Source organism: Burkholderia sp. AU27893 (assembly GCF_002223205.1).
Lineage (GTDB): Bacteria > Pseudomonadota > Gammaproteobacteria > Burkholderiales > Burkholderiaceae > Burkholderia.
In genome coordinates, this window is sequence record NZ_NKFD01000004.1 from 2384304 (window position 1) to 2403173 (window position 18870).

The window sequence follows — 18870 nt, forward strand, 5'->3', positions numbered from 1 at the left end:
CCCCGATCACTTGAAATAGCTGTGCACCACGTCGATCAGCTGCTCGGTCGCGCTGCCTTCGTGCTCATCCGGCCCATGCGCATCGACCATGTGCTCGCGAATGTGGTCTTCCAGCACGACGGCCAGCAGCCCGTTCATCGCACCGCGACAGCTCGTGATCAATTGCAGCACCTCGTTGCAGCCGCGCTCGCCCCCGAGCGCGCGCTCGATCGCCTCGACCTGGCCCTTGATACGGCGCACGCGGTTCAGCAGCTTCTGTTTTTCACGAACGGTATGGCTCATCGATGACGGACTCCAACATAGGGAGGGGGAGTATATAGCCGGGAGGCTAGCCCTATAGGGGAGAGGGGTATATTTTTTGAGATGAAGGCTTGCCGAAAGCAATTCGCCCGGCTAGACTGCCCTTCGTCTTTGGGGAGTAGCCTGCTTTCCGTCCCCGGAAAGCGATCGTGTCAACACACTCGGCCTGCGGCCGTGGCACGATCAGCCTGATTGGCCTGGCGAGACCATGGGTGCATCGCGTCGTTCCTGGTCGGACGTCGGCGGATGCGCCATGGTTCGTCAGCGTCCGACCACGGAGTCCCCATGTTCCTCACCGCCCTCTTCCCGCGTTTCGCCGCCGTCCGCGCGCATGCCTGCGGAGGTGCCGCATGACTTTCATGTTTGTCGAACTGGCGTTCATGCTGGTCGTCATCCTCGTCGCCGCCGAAGTCTTCACCAATGCGCTCGAGCATCTCGGCGAGCGCCTGAAGATATCCGAAGGCGTCACCGGTTCGCTGTTCGCCGCCGTCGGCACCGCGTTGCCCGAAACGATGGTGCCGCTGCTCGCGCTCGCCGGCGGCACCGCGAACCAGGCCGTGAACGAGGAGATCGGCGTCGGCGCAATTCTCGGCGCGCCGCTGATGCTCGCGACGCTCACCACCTTCCTGATGACGCTCGCCGTGATCCGCTCGCGCGGGCTGCGCGGCACGATCGCGCCCGAACGCACGGGCTTCGTGCGCGACATGAACTACTTCCTCGCCGCGTTTTCGCTAGCCACCGTCGCGATGTTCGTCCCGCATCACAACGGGGCCGTGCGTGCGTTGCTCGCGGCGATGCTGGTGGGCATCTACGTGATGTATGTCGTGATGACGTTCCGCGCGTCGAGCCAGCTCGTCGATGCCGGGCACGGCACCGAGGCGCCGCACACGATGTTCCTGTCGCGCCTGGGGGTGCCGACCAATCTCGCGACGATCGCGCTGCAACTGCTCCTCGGCGTCGCGCTGCTGGTCGGCGGGGCGAAGGGCTTCATTCACGGCGTGGAAGGCGTGTCGCACGCGCTGGGCGTATCGGCGCTGCTGCTGTCGCTGATCATCGTGCCGATCGCGACGGAACTGCCGGAGAAGGTCAACAGCGTGCTGTGGATCCGACGCAGGAAGGACACGCTCGCGTTCGGCAACATCACCGGCGCGATGGTATTCCAGGGCACGCTGCTGCCGGCGATCGGCATCATGCTGACGCCGTGGGAGCCGCGCCCCGAAGTGCTGACCGGCGTGATCATCACGCTCGCGGCGGCGGCATGGCTACGCATCAATGCACGCGCGCGCGGACTCGCGATCTGGGCGTTGCTCGCGAACGGCGCGGGGTATGCGGGGTATCTGTTCCTGACGCTGGTGCGTTGATCCGGCTCAACGGACGCGCCGGGCACGATCCTGCTGCCCGGCGCGAACGACGCATCGTCGCGGCGCTCGCCGGAAAGCGGTTCAGAGGCGCGCCTGGTTCACACGCTGCGACAGTTGCTCGGCGCTTTCCTTGCGCTCGCTGTAGCGGTCAGTCAGATACGCGCCGACGTCGCGCGTCAGCAGCGTGAATTTGACCAGTTCCTCCATGACGTCGACGACCCGGTCGAAATACGCGGACGGCTTCATCCGGTCGTCGTCGCCGAATTCCATGAACGCCTTCGCGACGGACGACTGGTTCGGGATGGTCAGCATGCGCATCCAGCGGCCGAGCACGCGCATCTGGTTGACCGCGTTGAACGACTGCGATCCGCCGCTGACCTGCATGACCGCCAGCGTCTTGCCCTGCGTCGGCCGCACCGCGCCGACCGACAGCGGAATCCAGTCGATCTGCGCTTTCATCACGCCGGTCATCGCGCCGTGCCGCTCGGGGGAGCACCACACCATGCCCTCCGACCATTGCACGAGCTCGCGCAACTCGGCCACCTTCGGGTGGTCGTCGGGCGCATCGTCAGGCAGCGGCAAGCCGGCCGGATTGAAGATCCTGGCTTCGGCGCCCATCGCCGCCAGCAACCGCGCCGCCTCCTCGACCAGCAACCGGCTGAACGAGCGCGTGCGCAACGACCCGTAGAGCAACACGATTCGAGGCGGATGCGTCGACGGCCGCGCGGGTTGCAGCCGGCTCGCGTCCGGCACGCGAAACAGCGTGGCATCGAGTTGCGGCAGTTCGTTCAGTCGGTCAGACACGCTTGCCCTCCGCGCCGATCACGATTTCGCCGTCCTCCTTCGCAAACGGCCCCTTCTGCGGATCGGGCAGGATGTCGAGCACCTGCTCGGACGGACGGCACAGCCGCGTGCCGAGCGGCGTCGCGACGATCGGGCGATTGATCAGGATCGGGTGAGCGACCATGAAGCCGATCAGGTCGTCGTCGCTCCACTTCGGATTGTCGAGATCGAGCGCTTCATACGGTGTCCCCTTGCGCCGCAGCACGTCGCGCACGGGCACGCCCATCGCCGCGATCAGCGCGCGCAATGTCTCGCCGTCGGGCGGCGTTTCCAGATAAAGCACGACGCGCGGCTCGACGCCCGAGTTGAGAATCATCGCCAGCGTGTTGCGCGACGTGCCGCAATCGGGGTTGTGATAGATCGTGATGTCGGTCATTTACGGATTCCTGAATGGTTTCATGCGCGCTCGTACCAGCCCTTCGAACGGTTGACGACACGCACGACGAGCAGCATCACCGGCACTTCGACGAGCACGCCGACGACGGTCGCGAGCGCGGCGCCCGAGTGGAAGCCGAACAGGCTGATCGCGGCGGCCACGGCCAGCTCGAAGAAATTGGACGCACCGATCAACGCCGACGGACACGCGATGCCGTGTTTCTCGCCGACGAGACGATTGAGCCCATAGGCGAGCGCTGCATTGAAGAACACCTGGATCAGGATCGGCACCGCGAGCAGCGCGATCACCAGCGGCTGCTTCAGGATCGCCTCGCCCTGGAACGCGAACAGCAGCACCAGCGTGGCCAGCAACGCGGCAATGGACCAAGGGCCGATCTTCGCCATCGCGCGGTCGAACGCCGCCGGCCCCTTCGCGAGCAACAGCCTGCGCCACACTTGCGCGAGGATCACCGGGATGACGATATAGAGCACGACCGACGTGAGCAGCGTCGCCCACGGCACCGTGATCGCGGACATGCCCAGCAACAGGCCGACCAGCGGCGCGAACGCGATCACCATGATGCTGTCGTTCAGCGCGACCTGCGACAGCGTGAACAGCGGATCGCCGCCCGTCAGCCGGCTCCACACGAACACCATCGCCGTGCACGGCGCGGCGGCCAGCAGGATCAGGCCGGCGATATAACTGTCGATCTGGTCGGCGGGCAGCATCGGCGCGAATAGCTGCCGGATGAACAGCCAGCCGAGCAATGCCATTGAAAACGGTTTGACGAGCCAGTTCACAACGAGCGTCACGCCGATCCCCCGCACATGCTGCCGAACCTCATGCAATGCGCCGAAATCGACCTTGACCAGCATCGGCACGATCATCACCCAGATCAACAGCCCGACGGGCAGGTTGACCTGCGCGTATTCCATGCGGCCGATGTGCTGAAAGAGCGCGGGCAGCGCCTGGCCCAGCGCGATGCCGAGCACGATGCACAGCGTCACCCACACGCTCAGGTAGCGCTCGAAGAAGCCGATGGCGGGCGGGGCCGCCACGGCTGGCGGCCGTACAACGTTCGAACCGGTCATGCGTCGCCTCCGCAACAGTCGGGGGCAGCCGGCACGCCGCAGGCCGCGCCGGCGCAGCAGTTCTCGGTCAGGAACCCGATGAGCCCGCTCATCGATTCGAAATTCGCCGCGTAATAGATGAACCGGCCATCCTGACGCGCGGTGACCAGGTCGGCGTGCGACAGATCCTTCAGATGAAACGACAGGCTCGATGGCGACAGCCCGATCTGCTGGGCGATCGCGCCAGCCGGCAGCCCTTCGGGCCCGGCCACGACCAGCGCGCGAAAGATGGCGAGGCGCGCTTCATGAGCAAGCGCGCCCAGCGCGCGCACGACGAGATTGGAGTCCATGGCGCGAAGGATAGCGTCATCATTTCGATATTTCAAGTATTGTTGAAATGATGGTGCTAGCTACGCGTTCAGCCCGTCGGCCTCCAGCACCGCCTGCACCGCCGGCCGCGCCCGCACCCGCTCGTACCACGCACGCAGATGCGCATACCGGGTCAGGTCGATATCGGCGTGGTACACCGACCGCAGCCATTCCGCCTTGCCCCAGCCGGTCAATGCGAACAGGTAGGCATCGGCGAGCGTGAACGTGTCGCCCATCAAGAACGGATTGCCGTCGAGTTGGCGATCGATCCAGGCAAAGCGGCTGTCGAGCTTCGCTCTCGCCGGGTCGACGTATTTGCCCGCCAGCACCGCGTACAGCAGCGGGATGAAGCCTTTGTGGATCTCAGTGCCGAGGAAGTTGAGCCACTCCATCAGCCGATAGCGTGCGAGCGTGCCGTACGCCGGCGCGAGCGCCGCCTGCGGACACAGATCCGCAAGATACTGCGCGATCACCGGCCCTTCGCGCAGCCGCGTGCCGTCGTCGAGTTCGAGCAGCGGCACGTAGCCGAGTTCGGTCACATCGTAGTAATTGCGCCCGTCTTCAATGACATGCTTGCGCGCGTCGACCTTGATGACTTCCGCGTCGATGCCGCCTTCGCGCAGCACGATGCAGATCGCCTGGGAACAGCTTCCGGGAGCGTGATAGAGCTTCATGCGTGTCCTTCGTGGGTTGTCCATGTATCGATTCGCCGCGACGCGGGCGCTAATATCTCGCATCGGCGCAGGGCTGAGAAGACGGCAGTCGTTTGTGCCGTAGTCACAAAAAATTTACCGACCAGGATTCGGCACGATGAAAACGAGTGCGACAGGATGTTCCGTTGAAGAAGCGATGCGCCTGCTCGGCGGCCGCTGGCGGCTGCTGCTGGTGTCGTATCTGCTCGACGGGCCGCGGCGCTTCAGCGACCTGCGGCGCGACATGCCCGGCATCTCGCAACGGATGCTCACGCTCGACCTGCGCGCGCTCGAAGACGCCGGGCTCGTGCGGCGGACCGTCTACCCGGAAGTGCCGGTGCGGGTCGAGTACGATCTGACCGCCGACGGCGACCGGCTGCGGCCCGTCGTCGAAGTCATGCGCGAATTCGGCCTGTGGCTGAAGGCACGCGATGCCGATGCGTCGTGCGATATTGGCGTCGCGCCCGATGCGGCCGTCGCGATCGAAACAGCACACCATTCCACCCGATAACCCCGACTCCCCTACGCAGGAACCCACACTCATGGAACTTCACGCTACCATCGGCGCGGCGACGTCCGATCTCGACGACGACGAAAGCTTCGCCAACATCTACTGTCACGACGCCGAGCAGGACTATTGCTTCGCGCTGTCGCGCTTTCCGGACGACGCGCTGATCGAAGTGATGGTGCGCGACCAGATCACCGTGCGCGTCAAGGATCTGTCGGTGCGCCTGACGGACGACACGATCGACGTCGAGATCGAACCCGCCCTCGCCGCGCGTCTCGACGGCCAGACGCGCTACGTGATCCATCTCGCGCCCGGCCAATACGATCCGGTCACGCTACGCGCCGCGCTGAAGGAGATCTTCGTCGGCAAGAGCGGCTTTCGGGACGACAGCACGCGCGGCTGACGTGTCGTCACGCCAATCGAAGCGCCACGACGACAGCCCGGCTCGAGGTCCACATACATGAAGATGCTGCTCATCCTGGCGTTGACGGTTGCGATCGTGCTTTGGCTTCGTTCGCGCTACTTACGATTCACGGCGCCCGTGCGCAGGGACAGGGACGCGAAAGAAGCCCTGATGCGCCAGGTTTTGCTCGACCGCGCCGATTACATCGGCAAGCCCGCGCAGCGCCTGATCGCAACGCTGGGCGAAACGAAATCGCAGAGCCTCGACCATGGCGTGGTCATTTATACGTGGCGGGCCAATCAGCTATGCATCGACGCATCCATACGAAACGATGTGTGTGAATACCTGGATGAACGTCAATGCAGCAAGCACGACTAGGGCACCGTATTCACACCATCATTCCCACATATTGAGCGGATCACGTCCCATTATTAGGGATGCCTGCCCAGATGTTGACGCACGTCGTTCCACGGCTCTAACGTTCGCCCCAATGCCATTCGATTCGGCCGCCCCGCTCGCGGGCGACGGCCGGGCACAGAACACAGGAGACAACCGTGGCCCAATCCGCGTCGCGTACCCACGCCCACCCACCGGAACAACCGCCCGCGCACGCCGACATCGCATCCGATTCCGCCGCCCGCACAGCCGCGGCGCAGGCCACACCAGCCAGCCGCAAGCGGCTGCTGATCCTCGCGTTGCTGTTCGTCACGGTCGTCATCAACTATCTCGACCGCAGTAACCTGTCGATCGCCGCGCCCGCGCTGTTCAAGGAACTGAACATTGATCCGGTGCGCGCGGGCCTCGTATTCTCCGCGTTCGGCTGGACCTACGCGCTGATGCAGGTTCCGGGCGGCTGGCTCGTCGACAAGGTGTCGCCGCGCGTGCTGTATGCGGGTGCGCTCGCGCTGTGGTCGGCCGCGACGTTGCTGCTCGGCTTCGCGGGCTCGTTCGTCGGGCTGATCGTGCTGCGCCTCGCGGTCGGCGCGCTCGAGGCGCCGGCCTATCCGATCAACAATCGCGTCGTGACGACCTGGTTCCCGACCCGCGAACGTGCGAGCGCGATCGGCGGCTACACGTCGGGCCAGTTCGTCGGCCTCGCGTTCCTTACGCCGGTGCTCGCGTGGCTGCAGGTGCATCTCGGCTGGCACATGGTGTTCGTCGCGACCGGCCTCGCGGGCATCGTGTGGGCCGCGATCTGGTATGCGGTGTATCGCGAGCCGCGCGCGTTTCGTGGCGTCAACGCGGCCGAGATCGCGCTGATCCGCGACGGCGGCGGGCTCGTCGATCTCGAGGACCGCGTCGCGGCGCGCACCGAACGCGCGCCGTCGACGTGGCGCGACCTCGGCGTCGTGCTCGGCCGGCGCAAGCTGTGGGGCATCTATCTCGGCCAGTTCGCGCTGAACTCGACGCTGTGGTTCTTCCTCACGTGGTTCCCGACTTACCTCGTCAAGTATCGCGGGATGGACTTCATCAAGTCCGGCTTCCTCGCGTCGCTGCCGTTCCTCGCCGCGTTCGTCGGCGTGCTGTGCTCGGGCGTGCTGTCGGACTGGCTGATGCGTCGCGGCGCATCGCAGGGCTTCGCGCGCAAGCTGCCGATCATCTCGGGCCTGCTGATCTCGACCTGCATCATCGGCGCGAACTACGTGACGTCGACCGGCTGGGTGATCGCGTTCATGACGATCGCATTCTTCGGCAACGGCTTCGCGTCGATCACGTGGTCGCTCGTGTCGGGGCTCGCGCCCGCGCGGCTGCTTGGCCTCACGGGCGGCGTGTTCAACCTGATCGGCAACCTGTCCGCGATCGCGACGCCGATCGTGATCGGGCTGCTGGTGGACGGGGCCGACTTCTCGCGCGCGATCACCTACATCGCCGCGATGGCGCTCGCCGGCAGCCTGTCGTATGGGCTGCTGGTCGGCAAGGTCGAGCGCATCGACGCATGAGCGTCACGCGGGCGGCACGCGCGTGCCGCCCGGCCTTACCGCTACCGCTGACCGCGCGTCGTGCGTCGTGCGTCGTGCGTCGTGCGTCGTGCGTCGTGCGTCGTGCGTCGTGCGTCGTGCGTCGTGCGTCGTGCGTCGTGCATCACATCAGAACCGCTGAGCCCCGTCGCGCGCAAGGTCGTGCGGATTGCCCGCCACATAGTCGAGCGCGCACGCATCGGTATCGATGCCGACGGTCAGCAGCGTTTCCCAGCGCTCGGTGTCGGGCATCGACAGGTCCGGATGGAAACACACGACGGCCTGATCGCCGGCCGCCCCGCACATCGCCGCCGCGCGCTCGCGCACATCGGCGCTCGTCATCCCGTTCACGACGTCATTCAGGTGCGCGAAACGCTCGCGTGTGGTCGAGCTGTCGGGCATGCACTCGCCGCGGCTCAACGCACGATCGAGGAAGTGGTTCGTATGCAGCAGCCAGCCGTCCGGACGCGGCACCACCACGCCCACGCCTGACGGGCTCAGCTCGATGCTCGCCGCACGCAGGTTCGCGTCGTGCCGCGTGAACACGGTCAGCACCGTCGACGCGCTCACGCGTGCGGTGCGCGCGATGTCGATCGCCTCCTGCACCGTCGTCGCGTCTTCGAGCAGGCGCCGCGCGATCGCATGCACGGGCACGCCGGCGCTGTCGTTGTCGCTCGCGTGATGCAGGATGTTGAAGTGCAGCCCGAGCCCCGCGCTGTTCACGCCGAGCTTCGCCAGCATCCCGAATTCGGAGAACAGCTTGACGGTACGGCCGTGCGGCGTCGTGACCTGCATCAGCAGCCCCTGCGGCGCGAGGCTGTCGTGCCAGTCCCACGTCTGCAGCGTGCGCGGCGCATGCGGGCCGGCCGGAGCGTAAACGGTCGTCGAGCACTCGCCTTCGGCCGATGCAGGTGCGGTGGCGAGAATCTCGGTGCGTGCGTTCAGGCACGCGAGCTGCCAGCGCGGCAGGTCGACGCCGTCGGCGATCGCCTCGACTTCGACGACGAGGCGCGGGCACCACGCGCCGAGCGTGGCGAGACTCGCTTCGCCGATCTCCCGCGCGCGCTGCGGCGCGATGCCGAGCTTCGGGAAGAACGCGAGATACAGCGCGACCGTCTCGCGGATAGCCGGCGCGAAGCGCTCGCCGATCAGGCGGCCGCGCTCGCGCGGATCGGTGATGTCGGTCGCGAAGGTGTGCAGCTTCAAGGTCAAATCTCCTGGGTTGAATGCGCCGGGCCCGCGCGGCCCGGAACGTGATGCATCGCGCAGCCGCCCGACCGGCACGCACGCCGGCCGGAACGGCGAGCACGATCAGAATGGTCAGAACGAATAGATGAACTGCATCCCGGCCAGGTCGTTGCTGCGCGCGTACGTGCCGTTGCTCTTCAGGAACACCGGATGGTTCGCCGCGTCGTGGCGGTATTCGAGCTTCACGGTGATCTGCTGCGTCGGATAGAACAGCAGGTCGGCCGTGATCGCATAACGCTGCGCGCCCTTGCACTCGGTGCCGTTCGTCGACGAACCCTGGAAGCACGCCGGATCGATGCCGAAACCGCTCGACCCGTTCACCGACGGGTTGCCGCCCGCGAGCCCGTACTGGATGTTCGTGCCGCCGCCGCCGTTCGACGTGTTGTTCAGGTAGTCGAAGCGCAGCGTCGCGCCCATGCGGCCGACCCACGACGTCGTCCACTTCGTATGGCCGAGCAGCGACATCCCGTACCAGCGCGCGGTGCCGCCGTTCCATGCGCCCTTCTGCAGTTCGCCGTAGTCCACCTGCGCGTTGACCTGCGTCTTGTCGTGCGTATAGGTCACGTCGGCTTCCACGTACTTGTAGAGGCCGGTCGGCGACGAGCCGCTGCACTGGTAGCCGTAGCCGCCCGCCTGCGCGCATGGCGAGAACAGCGACTGCCGGCCGAGCATCCCGGAGAGGCCGAAGTCGAAGGCGGTCGACGTCGCGTTGTCGAAGCGCGCGGTGATCGTCGGCGTCCAGTTGGTCTTCGTCGTGTTGTTCGCCGCGTTCGCGATCGCGCCGGCGGTGCGCAGCACCTCGTTGCCGATCACGACCTGCCAGAAGCGCGTCATCGCCGCGTTGGAGCCCTTCAGCCCGACGCCGATCAGGTTGCCCGGCTCGCTGAAGTCGTACAGCAGCCCGTGCGTGAGCGTCAGCATCTGGTTCGACGGCTGCACCTCGTAGCCGGCGAGGCTCGGCATCATCCCGATCTCGAACGTGCGCGTCGTGCTGAGCGGCACGGTGACCACCGCCTGCGTGATGATGTTGTTGCCGACGCCGCCGTGCGAATTGCTGAACACGTTGCCGAAGCCGCGGTTCGGCTGGATCACGATTTCCGCCGCCGGTGCCATCGGGCCGACGCCGAAGGTCTTCTTGATGTCGAGGTAGACGTCGCCGATCGTGCTGTTGAAGTAGTCGTACGCGCCCGGGTCGTGGTTCAGGAACTGGAAGCCGGACGTGCGCTGCGCGCGGTTGAACAGGTACACGGGATCGACGTAGCCGGTGATGCTCAGGCCCGCGAGCGGGCCGGTGGTCGCGGCTTCCTGCAGCGAGTCGACCTTCAGCGATGCGTTCGCGATCTGCTCGCGCATCTGCTGCAGGTCGTCGTTCGTGAACGCCGGCGGCGCATCGGCGGCCGGTGCGGCGGCCGCCGCCGTGTTGATCGTGCCGATCTGCGTGCCGCCCGAGGCGGCATTGGCCGTCGTGGCCGCGCCGGCCGGCTTTGCCGCCAGCATGCTCGCGCGCAGCTCGTTCACCTGCTGCTGCAGCGCGGTGACCTGCGCCTGCAGCGCCTTCATCCGGCTCGCGTCGGTCGCCTGCGGCGTGTGCGCGAATGCCGAGGCGGCTTCGAACGCCAGCAGGCACAGCGCCGTCATGTGTGTGATTTTCATGGTGTGGGTGGTCGTCGGGACGCGCGCGCCCCCGCCCGCCGCGATGAGCGGCGGGGCGCGCGAAAGGTATACGGGAATGGGGAGAAGCGGCGGCCGGCTTACTCGGTCTTCAGCTTCGTCCAGAGACGGTTCTGCAGACGCATCAGCTCAGGCGGAACCGGCTTGCTGAGGCTCAGCTTGCGGATCACGTCGGCGGGCGGGAACACGGCCGGATCGCTCGTCACGTCGGCGCGCACCAGGTGCTTCGACGACGACACGGCCGACGGATACGACGTGTCGTTGGTCAGGTTCGCGCTCTCCTTCTCCGACAGCACGAAGTTGACGAACTTCAGCGCGGCGTCCGGGTGCGGCGCATCCTTCGGCACCGCCATCATGTCGAACCACATCGCGCTGCCCTCGGTCGGGATCACGTACTTGATGTGATACGGCTTCTTCGCGGAAGCGGCCGCGATCCGCGCGGAGTTCACGTCGCCCGACCAGCCGAGCGCGAGGCAGATGTCGCCGCCCGCGAGGTCGTTGATGTAGCTGCTCGAATTGAACTGCGTGATGTACGGCCGCACCGTCTTCAGCAGCTCGTATGCGGCCTGGTAGTCGGCCGGGTTCGTCGTATTCGGATCCTTCTTCAGGTACACGAACGCCATCCCGAATGCGTCGACCGGCGAATCGAGCACCGAGATGCCGCAGTGCTTCAGCTTCTGCGCGTACTTCGGGTCGAACAGCAGCGCCCAGCTGTCGAGCGGCGCGTCGTTGCCGAGCGCGGCCTTCACCTTCTCGACGTTCATCCCGAGCCCGTCGGTGCCCCAGGTCCACGGAATGCCGAACTGGTTGCCCGGATCGTCCTTCGCGAGCACCTTCATGATTTCCGGATCGAGCAGCCCGTAGTTCGGCACCTGGCTCTTGTCGATCTTGCGGTAGATGCCGGCCTGCAGCTGCCGCGCCCAGAAGATGTCGGACGGCACGACGACGTCATAGCCCGACGTGCCCGACAGCAGCTTCGCCTGCAGCGTCTCGTTCGAATCGAACTCCTGGTAGACCACCTTGATGCCGGTCGCCTTCTCGAAGTTCGCGATCGTCGCCTTGCCGATCGAGTTGCCCCAGTTGTACACGTTGACGACGTCCGCCGCGTGCGCCGCCGGTGCGCCGGCCCACAGCGCGCCGCCCAGCGCGAGCGCCGCGCATGCCGCTTTCAGATGCTTGCTCCCTTCCCCTGCCATGGTTTCCTCCGTCGATATCATGATCCGCTCGCGATGAACGGTGTGTGCTTCGGTCCGGAAAAATGTAGCCAGAGGAAATTGGCCGGTCTGCCCTGCCGTTAGGGGGACACGCCGCACAATCGGGGCATCCGGTTCCGGGCGGATGCCCCGAGCGCCCCTAAGCGGAAGCAATTTGAAAGCTCTCTTCGCCGCTTCGTCACGCCAACCGCAAACCGCTCAGGATGCCTGCACGCCCGTGCGCACGCCGAAGTCCTCGCCCACGTGCGTGACGCGGCCGTCCATCATCGTCAGCGCGACGTCGATGCGGCCGATGTCGTACTGGCCGACCTCGAACAGGTCGTTCTCCAGCACGACGAGATCCGCGCGCTTGCCGGACGTGAGCGAGCCGACCTCGTGCTCCATCCCGAGCTGGTACGCGCCGTGAATCGTGTACGCGGCGATCAGCTGCGGAATGCTCAGGCGCTCGGCGAGGTCCGGGAACACCGGCGCATCGGGCTCGCCCGCGAGCTGGCGCGTATGACCCGACTCGATGTGCTCGAGCGGCTTGTGCTGGCAGCGGCACTGGCACGCGAGGCCGTCCATGCCGATCGACACCGTCACGCCTTCGTCGAGGAACGTGCGGAACTTGTACATGTTGCTCCAGCGCTCATGGCCGTAGTGGTCGCGCAATTGCTCGGTGTACGCGTCGACCACGCCCCACTGCAGCTGCGTGTTCGCCATCACGCCCGCGCGGCGAAAGCGCGGGATGTCGTCCGGATGCGTGAGGAACGCATGCGTGATCACGTGGCGGCGGTCGCGCGGCGGGTTCGTGCGGTTGACCGCGTCGAAGCCGTCGAGCGCCATCCGCACCGCCGCGTCGCCGACGCAATGGACCATCACGTTCGCGTTCACGCGATCGGCTTCGACCAGATAGCGGTTGAACGTGTCGGCCGGCATCGTCGGCGCGCCGCAGGTGTCGGGGCGGTCCGCATACGGCTCGAGCAGGTACGCGGTGTGGTTCGCCTCCGTGCCGTCGAGGAACAGCTTCAGCGCGCGCGCCTTCACGAGCGGCGAATCGTACTGCTCGCGGTATTTGACGAGCGTGCCGACCGGATCGTCGATCTCGCCGATCACCGCGACGCTGCCCACCACGCGCAGCTTCAGGTCGCCCGCGCGCTCCATCGTCTGCAGCGTCTCGTACAGCAGCGACTGGTTGCCGCTCGCGTCGAAGAAGCCCGCGTCGAATACGGTCGTCACGCCGGCCGCGCACAGCTTCTTCTGCCACGGCGGGATCGACTTCAGGTACAGGTCGATGCCGGTCGGCAGCAGGCCGGCCGCGCTGATCCGTTGCATCAGCAACGAATACGCGGCGCCGTCGACGATCAGGCCGGTCGGCTCGCCGGTCACCGCGTCCTTCTCGAACCAGCTCGCGCCTTCCTGCACCGGCGGCGTCGACGCATCGATCCCGGCGATCTCCAGCGCCTTCGAGTTCACCCACATCGAATGGAAATCGGTCGACAGCAGGCACACGGGGCGATCCGCGCAGATCGCGTCGAGCGTCTCCTTGCGCAGCAGCGCCGGCGGAATCGTCGCCTGCACCCAGCCCATCCCGGTGATCGCCGGCTCGTGCGGATGCGACTCGACGTACGTGCGCAGCGCGGCGAGCACCTTCTGCGGATCCTCGTAGTTCACGAATGCCTGGAACGCGAACGCGGTCGTCTCGAAGTGCCAGTGCGATTCGACGAAGCCCGGCAGCACGAGCCGGCCGGCCGCGTCGACGACCTTCGTCTCCGCGCCGACGTACGCCTGCACGGCCGCCGTGTCGCCGACGTGGACGATCCGGCCGTCACGCACGGCAACCGCCTGTGCCCACGGCTTGTGCGGATCGACGGTGTACACCTTCGCGTTGGTGAGAACGAAATCCGCCGGTGCCGAATCCTTGACGGCGGCGGGCGTCGGTTGCATCTGCATGGCCTGTCCTTTCTGTTGATCAGGTTTTCGAAGTGCTTTCACTATAGGCAGACGATTCACGGCGGTATGCCCCCCCGCCGCCGGGGCTTGGACGAATTCCGGCCGCCGCGGGCACGGTCTTGTCATCGTTTTGGGGACAACGCGCGAAATTGGTCGGGTTGATTCGGTGAATTCCCGGCTGACGCGCGTATATCGTTCGCGTAACGTCGCACTGTCCCCTGACCGCCCACGCCCGACCATGCGACTTCTCCAGCCCGACCCGTCCGCCCGCGGCCACTACCTGATCGGTGTGCGCCCCGATACGCTCGGCGCGACGTTGCGCGCTGTCGGCACGCCGGATTTCGTCGGTGCGGTGACGGAGTTCGTCAACGACAGCATCGACGCCGACGCCGTGCACCTCGAACGCTGGCGCGCGGATACGGGCAGCACGTCTGGCTTCGTCGTCGAATGGATCGGCAGCGGCAGCCTGCGCTTCGCGGCCGACACGCTGCGCGTGATGGATCTCTATTACCAGGACTACTGCCAGGTCGATCCGCTGGTCGCGCCGCTGCGCGGCAAGGCCGGCACGCTGCTGGTGCAGCGCCACGTGGAAGGGATCGCGCACGGCGAGTTCCGCCGCCGGATCTTCGACGAACCCGGCATCGAGCAGGAATGCATGCTCGTGCACGGCAACGCGCATCTGCAATACGCACTCGGGCTGGCGCGCACCGTCGGCCGGCCCGCGTTCACGATGGACGAGCTGTTCCACTTCCGGCAGATGGTCGACCTGCTGTTCCCGATGTTCGAGCTGCATGCGCGCAGCTGCGCGGCGCGGCGCGTGGCGTCGGGGACGGTGAACACCGCGTCGCCGGCGAGCTTCGACGCGCGCCTGGAACGGCAGGACGTGCAGCTGTCGCGCCGCGAGCACGAGATCTGCCGGCTGATGCTGTGCGGGCGCTCGGTGCCCGAGGCCGCGCAGCAACTCGACGTGAAGCTGTCGACGGCCGAGTCGTACGTGAAGCGCGCGTTCGCGAAGCTCGGCGTGCGCACGCGCCGCGAGCTGTTCGACTGGGTGCTGGTCGACTGCTGAACGCGCGGCGTACGTGGCCCTAAGCGGCCAGCGCGGCCGCCTTGATGTTGAACGCGCGCAGCAGGTCCTCGCAGAACGCGTCGACGATCGGCTTGTCGCTCGCGCTGCGCTTCATCGCGAGATGCAGCGGCACGTCGAAGCTGAACGTCGCGCGGCCGACGGCCTTCACGAGCCCGCGCTGCTCGAACGGCTCCGCGTAGTGCGCGGGCAGGTAGCCGAGGTGGCCGCCCGACAGGATCAGGATCGTCGCGGCCTCGATGCTGTCCGCGCTCGCGGTCACGCGCCGCTCGGGCAGCGGATACTGCTCCTCCGGCACCGGGTAGGTGCGCCAGACCCAGTCGTGCAGTTGCAGGTCGTCCGCGGTCACGGGCCGCGATGCATGGAACAGCGGATGCCCGCGCCCGCAGTAGATCACCTGCTGCTCGGTGAAGAGCGGCGTGTAGAGCAGCCCCGGCACGCGATGCCAGAAATAACCGATCGCGAGATCGAGTTGGTTGTTGACGAGGCTTTCCTCCAGCTCCTGCGGCGACGCGACTTTCATCGCGAACGTGACCGCCTGGTCGCGCTTGCGGAACGCGCCGATCGCGTCGGCCACGCGTGCGTTCTCGACGAGCGGCGCCTGGCCGATCAGGCCGATCGACAGCGTGCCGACCAGCTTGCGGTCGATGTCGCGCACCCGCGCGACGAATTCGGAAGTGGCCGCGACGAGCGTGCGCGCGGTGGCCGCGAAGCGCTCGCCCTTCGACGTCAGGCGAAAGCCGCCGCGCCCGCGATCGCACAGCTTGAAGCCGACGCGCGCTTCGAGCGCCGACAGCTGCGTGCTGATGGTCGACTGCCGCACGCCGAGCGACGCCTCGGCGGCCGTGATGCCGCGTGCGTCGACGACGGCCAGAAAGACCCGGATGAGCCGGAGATCGAGATCGGAAGTATTCGAGAACATGCTTCAAACCGCTGCGCGTGTGCGCGTTACCCGGCCGGCCAGCCCGACGCGCCTCGCACGTCACGCTCGCCGCCTGCGCCGATGAACCGAACCGGACGCGCGCCGCCATCGGCAGCGGCGCGCGTCGCCACCGTCATTCAGATGCCACTGCGAGCGCGCGCTCCATGCCGAACACGGCCGGCCGCAGCCGCCGGTAGCAGAGGAACGCCACCGCGCACAGCACGATCGCCGCGATCAGCGCCGACTGCGTGCCCGCGCGCTCGATCAGCGAGCCGCCCGCAACCGAGCCGACGCCGTAGCCGAGCGCGACGCAGCCCGGCGACAGCGCGGCCGACTTGCCGACCAGGTCGTACTGCGGAATCGTCGCGTAGATCAGCAGCGCGCCGCCGGTCCAGCAGCCGATGAAAACGATCGCGCCGAGCGTGAACGTCACGGCCGAGGCCGGCAGCGCGAGCAGCACGGCCGCGACCGCGCAGCCGCCGAGGTTCACGAGCGCCCAGCGGCGCAGGCCCGCGCCCGCGCCGAGCTTCGGCATCGCCGCGCAGATCACGAGGCTCGCGACGTTCGCGGCGCCGAGCACGAGCGACACCGACTGGCCGCTCAGGCCGGCCGCGGTGCCGATCTTCTCGAGGAAGGTCCACACGACGCCGACGCCGCCGTACAGCGCGAGCTGCGCGCACAGCACGAGCATCGCGCCCTTGCGGTCGATGCGGCCGGCCACGCCTTCCGGCGCCGGCGCGGCCAGCGTCTCGCCGCGGCGAAACAGCGGCGTCGCGAGCACGAACATGCCGAGCACGCACGCGACGAAGCCGAACACGCCGTGCGCGCCCCAGGTGTCGCTCAGCATCGGGAAGATGGTCGCGAGCAGCACCATGCTCCACGTCACCTGCCCCATCAGCATGATCCCGAGATTGCGTTCCGGCGCGCGCGAATACGACAGGTAGCGCAGCGCGATGCCGTTCAGCCCGCCCGAGCCGACGCCCGCGATGAACTGCAACGCCGAATACGCCACCAGCCCGTGTGTCGCGAGCGTGCCGAGGTTCGCGCCGGCCGCGAGCGTCACCGCGCCCGCGAGCACCCACCGCACCGGCTGGCGGCCGAGCACGAACGCGACGAGCAGCGTGCCCGTCGATTCGCCGACCACCTCGATGAAGCTCGACAGCCCGAGCGCCGCTTCGCCGAATCCCCAATGACGCTCGACCTGCCCGACGATCGCGGGCAGGCCGAGGAAGACCGTCGGCCCGAGCATGCCGAGCAGCAGCATCACGACGACGAACAGCGCGCTTTCCTGTCGCGCTTCATCCTGCAGGTTGACTACATTCATCTGGTGTCTCTCTCCGTGTCCGCGGCGCGGACCGTGTCCTCTGGGGATCGTTTTTTGTTGTGCCGCCATGACGGGGCGCCCCGTGGGGCCGCCCCGTCGTCGTTTACATCGGGAAGCCCATCGCCTTGATGCCGCTGATCCACGCGCGCTTCCAGCCGCCTTCCGCATCCGCGCCGTCGAACGCATGGAACGTGATCTTCGCGGCGACCCAGCGCACCGGCTCGGGCGGGATGTAGCTCGGGCTCTGGTTCGCGATGTCGAGCTTGCGCTCGGGGCTGTCGCGATCGAACAGGATGTTCAGCCCCATGAACGCGCCGAACCGGCTCGCCGCGACGCCAAAGCCCGTATAGCCGGCGACGAACACGGCCTTGTCGCCGAGATAGCGCTTCGCAAACACCGAGCCGCGCGAGCAGTAGTCGATCGGGCCGCCCCACGCGTGCGAGAAACGCACGTCGCCCAGTTGCGGGAACGTGCGGTAGAACGCTTCCGCGAGCCGGTAGTACGTTTCGCGCTGGCCGTCCTGGTGCGGTTCCGGGTCGCCGTCGAAGTGATAGCTCACCAGCCCGCCGAAGATGATGTTGTTGTCCTTCGTCAGCCGGAAATAGTTGAGCTGCGTGCGCGTGTCGTACACGCCCTGGCGATTCTTCCAGCCGATGCGCGCGAGCTGCTCGTCGGTGAGCGGCTCGGTCGCGAGCACGTGGTCGCGCACCTGCATCACGCGGCGGTTGATGTCGGGAATCCCGACCTTCGCGGTGCCGCTGCCGAACACCACGCGCGGTGCGCGCACGCTGCCCTTCGGCGTCGTCACGAACACCGTGCTGCCTTCGTCGCTCACGGTCACGAGCGGCGTGTGCTCGTAGAGCTTCACGCCGAGCTGCAGCGCCGCGCGCTTCAGCCCCCACGCGAGCTTCGCCGGGTGCACGATGCCGCTGCGATTGCGCGACCACAATGCACCCGCGAACAGCGGTGAATTCAGTTGTTCGAGCGTTTCCTCGCGGTTCAGCAGCACGACGTTGTGGCCGTACTCGCGATGCAGGTCGTAGTCGCCCTTCAGATGCGCGATGTGCTCGGGATCGACCGCCACCGTCATCTCGCCGTTCCACTCGATGTCGGCGTCGATGTCGTAGCGCTTCAACGTGTCCTCGAAACCATCGAGGTTGTGATGGCCGAATGCCTCGAGCTGCGCGATGTCGTTCGGGAACACGCGCACCGCATTCGGCAGCCCGTGCATCACCGACGTCGAGATGATCCCCCCCGCGCGGCCCGATGCGCCGTGCGCGACCTTGCCGGCCTCGATCAGCACCACGTTCAGGTGCGGCATCTGTTCCTTCGCCTGCACGGCCGCCCACAGCCCCGTGAAGCCGCCGCCGACGATCAGCAGGTCGGCCGTCGCGTCGCCGACGAGTTCCGGCTCGGCGGCCGGCGCCGCCGGGTTGTCGAGCCAGTACGGGAACAGCTTCGTATTCGCGAGCGCCGCCTCGACGCCCAGTGCGACCGGTGCGCCACGCATTGCGTGCGCCTGCTCCGGTGCAGTCTCTCTTGTCTTGACTTCCATTTCCATGATCCCAGCCATCACACGCGAAAAGCGAAAC

General features: G+C 66.9%; 19 protein-coding genes and 1 riboswitch. Of the genes, 6 read left to right on the forward strand and 13 right to left on the reverse strand.

Annotated elements, in window-relative coordinates; all coding sequences use genetic code 11:
* Positions 1-6: 6 nt before the first annotated feature.
* Positions 7-282, reverse strand: a complete 276-nt coding sequence (locus CFB47_RS30560) for a metal/formaldehyde-sensitive transcriptional repressor (RefSeq protein WP_089463253.1) — start codon at positions 280-282, stop codon at positions 7-9.
* A 119-nt stretch (positions 283-401) separates the two neighbouring features.
* Positions 402-569, forward strand: a riboswitch (yybP-ykoY riboswitch).
* 81 nt (positions 570-650) lie between these two features.
* On the opposite strand from CFB47_RS30560, the gene CFB47_RS30565 reads away from it, so the two are divergent.
* Positions 651-1661, forward strand: coding sequence for a sodium:calcium antiporter (locus tag CFB47_RS30565; protein WP_089463254.1), 1011 nt, complete (start codon positions 651-653; stop codon positions 1659-1661).
* Between the two features lie 81 nt (positions 1662-1742).
* On the opposite strand, the gene arsH is transcribed toward CFB47_RS30565, so the two are convergent.
* From arsH to CFB47_RS30590, 5 genes are read right to left on the reverse strand one after another with little or no spacing between them, the layout of a single operon-like run.
* Positions 1743-2465, reverse strand: a complete 723-nt coding sequence (gene arsH / locus CFB47_RS30570) for an arsenical resistance protein ArsH (RefSeq protein WP_089463255.1) — start codon at positions 2463-2465, stop codon at positions 1743-1745.
* Positions 2458-2880, reverse strand: coding sequence for an arsenate reductase (glutaredoxin) (gene arsC / locus CFB47_RS30575; RefSeq protein ID WP_089463256.1), 423 nt, complete (start codon positions 2878-2880; stop codon positions 2458-2460). Before arsC ends, arsH begins: the two co-directional genes overlap by 8 nt.
* 20 nt (positions 2881-2900) lie before the next feature.
* On the reverse strand, positions 2901-3971 hold the full coding sequence (arsB, locus tag CFB47_RS30580; RefSeq protein WP_089463257.1) for an ACR3 family arsenite efflux transporter: 1071 nt from the start codon (positions 3969-3971) through the stop codon (positions 2901-2903).
* Positions 3968-4300, reverse strand: a complete 333-nt coding sequence (locus CFB47_RS30585; protein WP_089463258.1) for a helix-turn-helix transcriptional regulator — start codon at positions 4298-4300, stop codon at positions 3968-3970. The genes arsB and CFB47_RS30585 overlap by 4 nt, the downstream gene beginning before the upstream one ends.
* 60 nt (positions 4301-4360) lie before the next feature.
* The gene (locus tag CFB47_RS30590) at positions 4361-4993 is read right to left on the reverse strand and encodes a glutathione S-transferase C-terminal domain-containing protein (RefSeq protein ID WP_089463259.1); all 633 of its coding nucleotides are present in this window, start codon (positions 4991-4993) and stop codon (positions 4361-4363) included.
* Between the two features lie 136 nt (positions 4994-5129).
* Between CFB47_RS30590 and CFB47_RS30595 the strand changes: the two genes are divergently transcribed.
* From CFB47_RS30595 to CFB47_RS30610, 4 genes are all read left to right on the forward strand, one after another.
* Positions 5130-5522 carry a helix-turn-helix domain-containing protein gene (locus tag CFB47_RS30595; RefSeq protein ID WP_089463260.1) on the forward strand — a complete coding sequence of 131 codons (393 nt, stop codon included), beginning with the start codon at positions 5130-5132 and terminating at the stop codon, positions 5520-5522.
* A gap of 31 nt (positions 5523-5553) precedes the next feature.
* On the forward strand, positions 5554-5922 hold the full coding sequence (locus CFB47_RS30600) for a hypothetical protein (RefSeq protein WP_089463261.1): 369 nt from the start codon (positions 5554-5556) through the stop codon (positions 5920-5922).
* 57 nt (positions 5923-5979) lie between these two features.
* A complete protein-coding gene (locus CFB47_RS30605) occupies positions 5980-6300 on the forward strand; it encodes a hypothetical protein (RefSeq protein WP_089463262.1) in 321 nt (106 codons plus the stop codon).
* Between the two features lie 176 nt (positions 6301-6476).
* The gene (locus tag CFB47_RS30610; protein ID WP_089463263.1) at positions 6477-7862 is read left to right on the forward strand and encodes an MFS transporter; all 1386 of its coding nucleotides are present in this window, start codon (positions 6477-6479) and stop codon (positions 7860-7862) included.
* Between the two features lie 147 nt (positions 7863-8009).
* Here the strand turns inward: CFB47_RS30610 and CFB47_RS30620 are convergent, their stop codons facing one another.
* The 4 genes from CFB47_RS30620 to CFB47_RS30635 form a co-directional block, all read right to left on the reverse strand.
* Positions 8010-9086, reverse strand: coding sequence for a C45 family peptidase (locus tag CFB47_RS30620; RefSeq protein WP_089463264.1), 1077 nt, complete (start codon positions 9084-9086; stop codon positions 8010-8012).
* 114 nt (positions 9087-9200) lie between these two features.
* Positions 9201-10781 (reverse strand): DUF3138 family protein, encoded by a 1581-nt coding sequence (locus CFB47_RS30625; RefSeq protein ID WP_089463265.1) that lies wholly within the window; start codon positions 10779-10781, stop codon positions 9201-9203.
* A 98-nt stretch (positions 10782-10879) separates the two neighbouring features.
* The gene (locus CFB47_RS30630; RefSeq protein WP_089463266.1) at positions 10880-11995 is read right to left on the reverse strand and encodes a polyamine ABC transporter substrate-binding protein; all 1116 of its coding nucleotides are present in this window, start codon (positions 11993-11995) and stop codon (positions 10880-10882) included.
* A 216-nt stretch (positions 11996-12211) separates the two neighbouring features.
* Positions 12212-13945 (reverse strand): amidohydrolase, encoded by a 1734-nt coding sequence (locus CFB47_RS30635; RefSeq protein WP_089463267.1) that lies wholly within the window; start codon positions 13943-13945, stop codon positions 12212-12214.
* A gap of 238 nt (positions 13946-14183) precedes the next feature.
* On the opposite strand from CFB47_RS30635, the gene CFB47_RS30640 reads away from it, so the two are divergent.
* On the forward strand, positions 14184-15014 hold the full coding sequence (locus CFB47_RS30640) for a helix-turn-helix transcriptional regulator (RefSeq protein ID WP_089463268.1): 831 nt from the start codon (positions 14184-14186) through the stop codon (positions 15012-15014).
* Between the two features lie 19 nt (positions 15015-15033).
* On the opposite strand, the gene CFB47_RS30645 is transcribed toward CFB47_RS30640, so the two are convergent.
* From CFB47_RS30645 to CFB47_RS30655, 3 genes are all read right to left on the reverse strand, one after another.
* Complete coding sequence (locus CFB47_RS30645) at positions 15034-15954, reverse strand: LysR family transcriptional regulator (protein ID WP_069250655.1); 921 nt, start codon at positions 15952-15954, stop codon at positions 15034-15036.
* A gap of 133 nt (positions 15955-16087) precedes the next feature.
* Positions 16088-17278: an MFS transporter gene (locus CFB47_RS30650; protein ID WP_089463269.1), complete on the reverse strand. Its 1191-nt coding sequence runs from the start codon at positions 17276-17278 to the stop codon at positions 16088-16090.
* Between the two features lie 103 nt (positions 17279-17381).
* Complete coding sequence (locus CFB47_RS30655; protein ID WP_089463270.1) at positions 17382-18839, reverse strand: FAD-binding oxidoreductase; 1458 nt, start codon at positions 18837-18839, stop codon at positions 17382-17384.
* Positions 18840-18870: the final 31 nt, after the last annotated feature.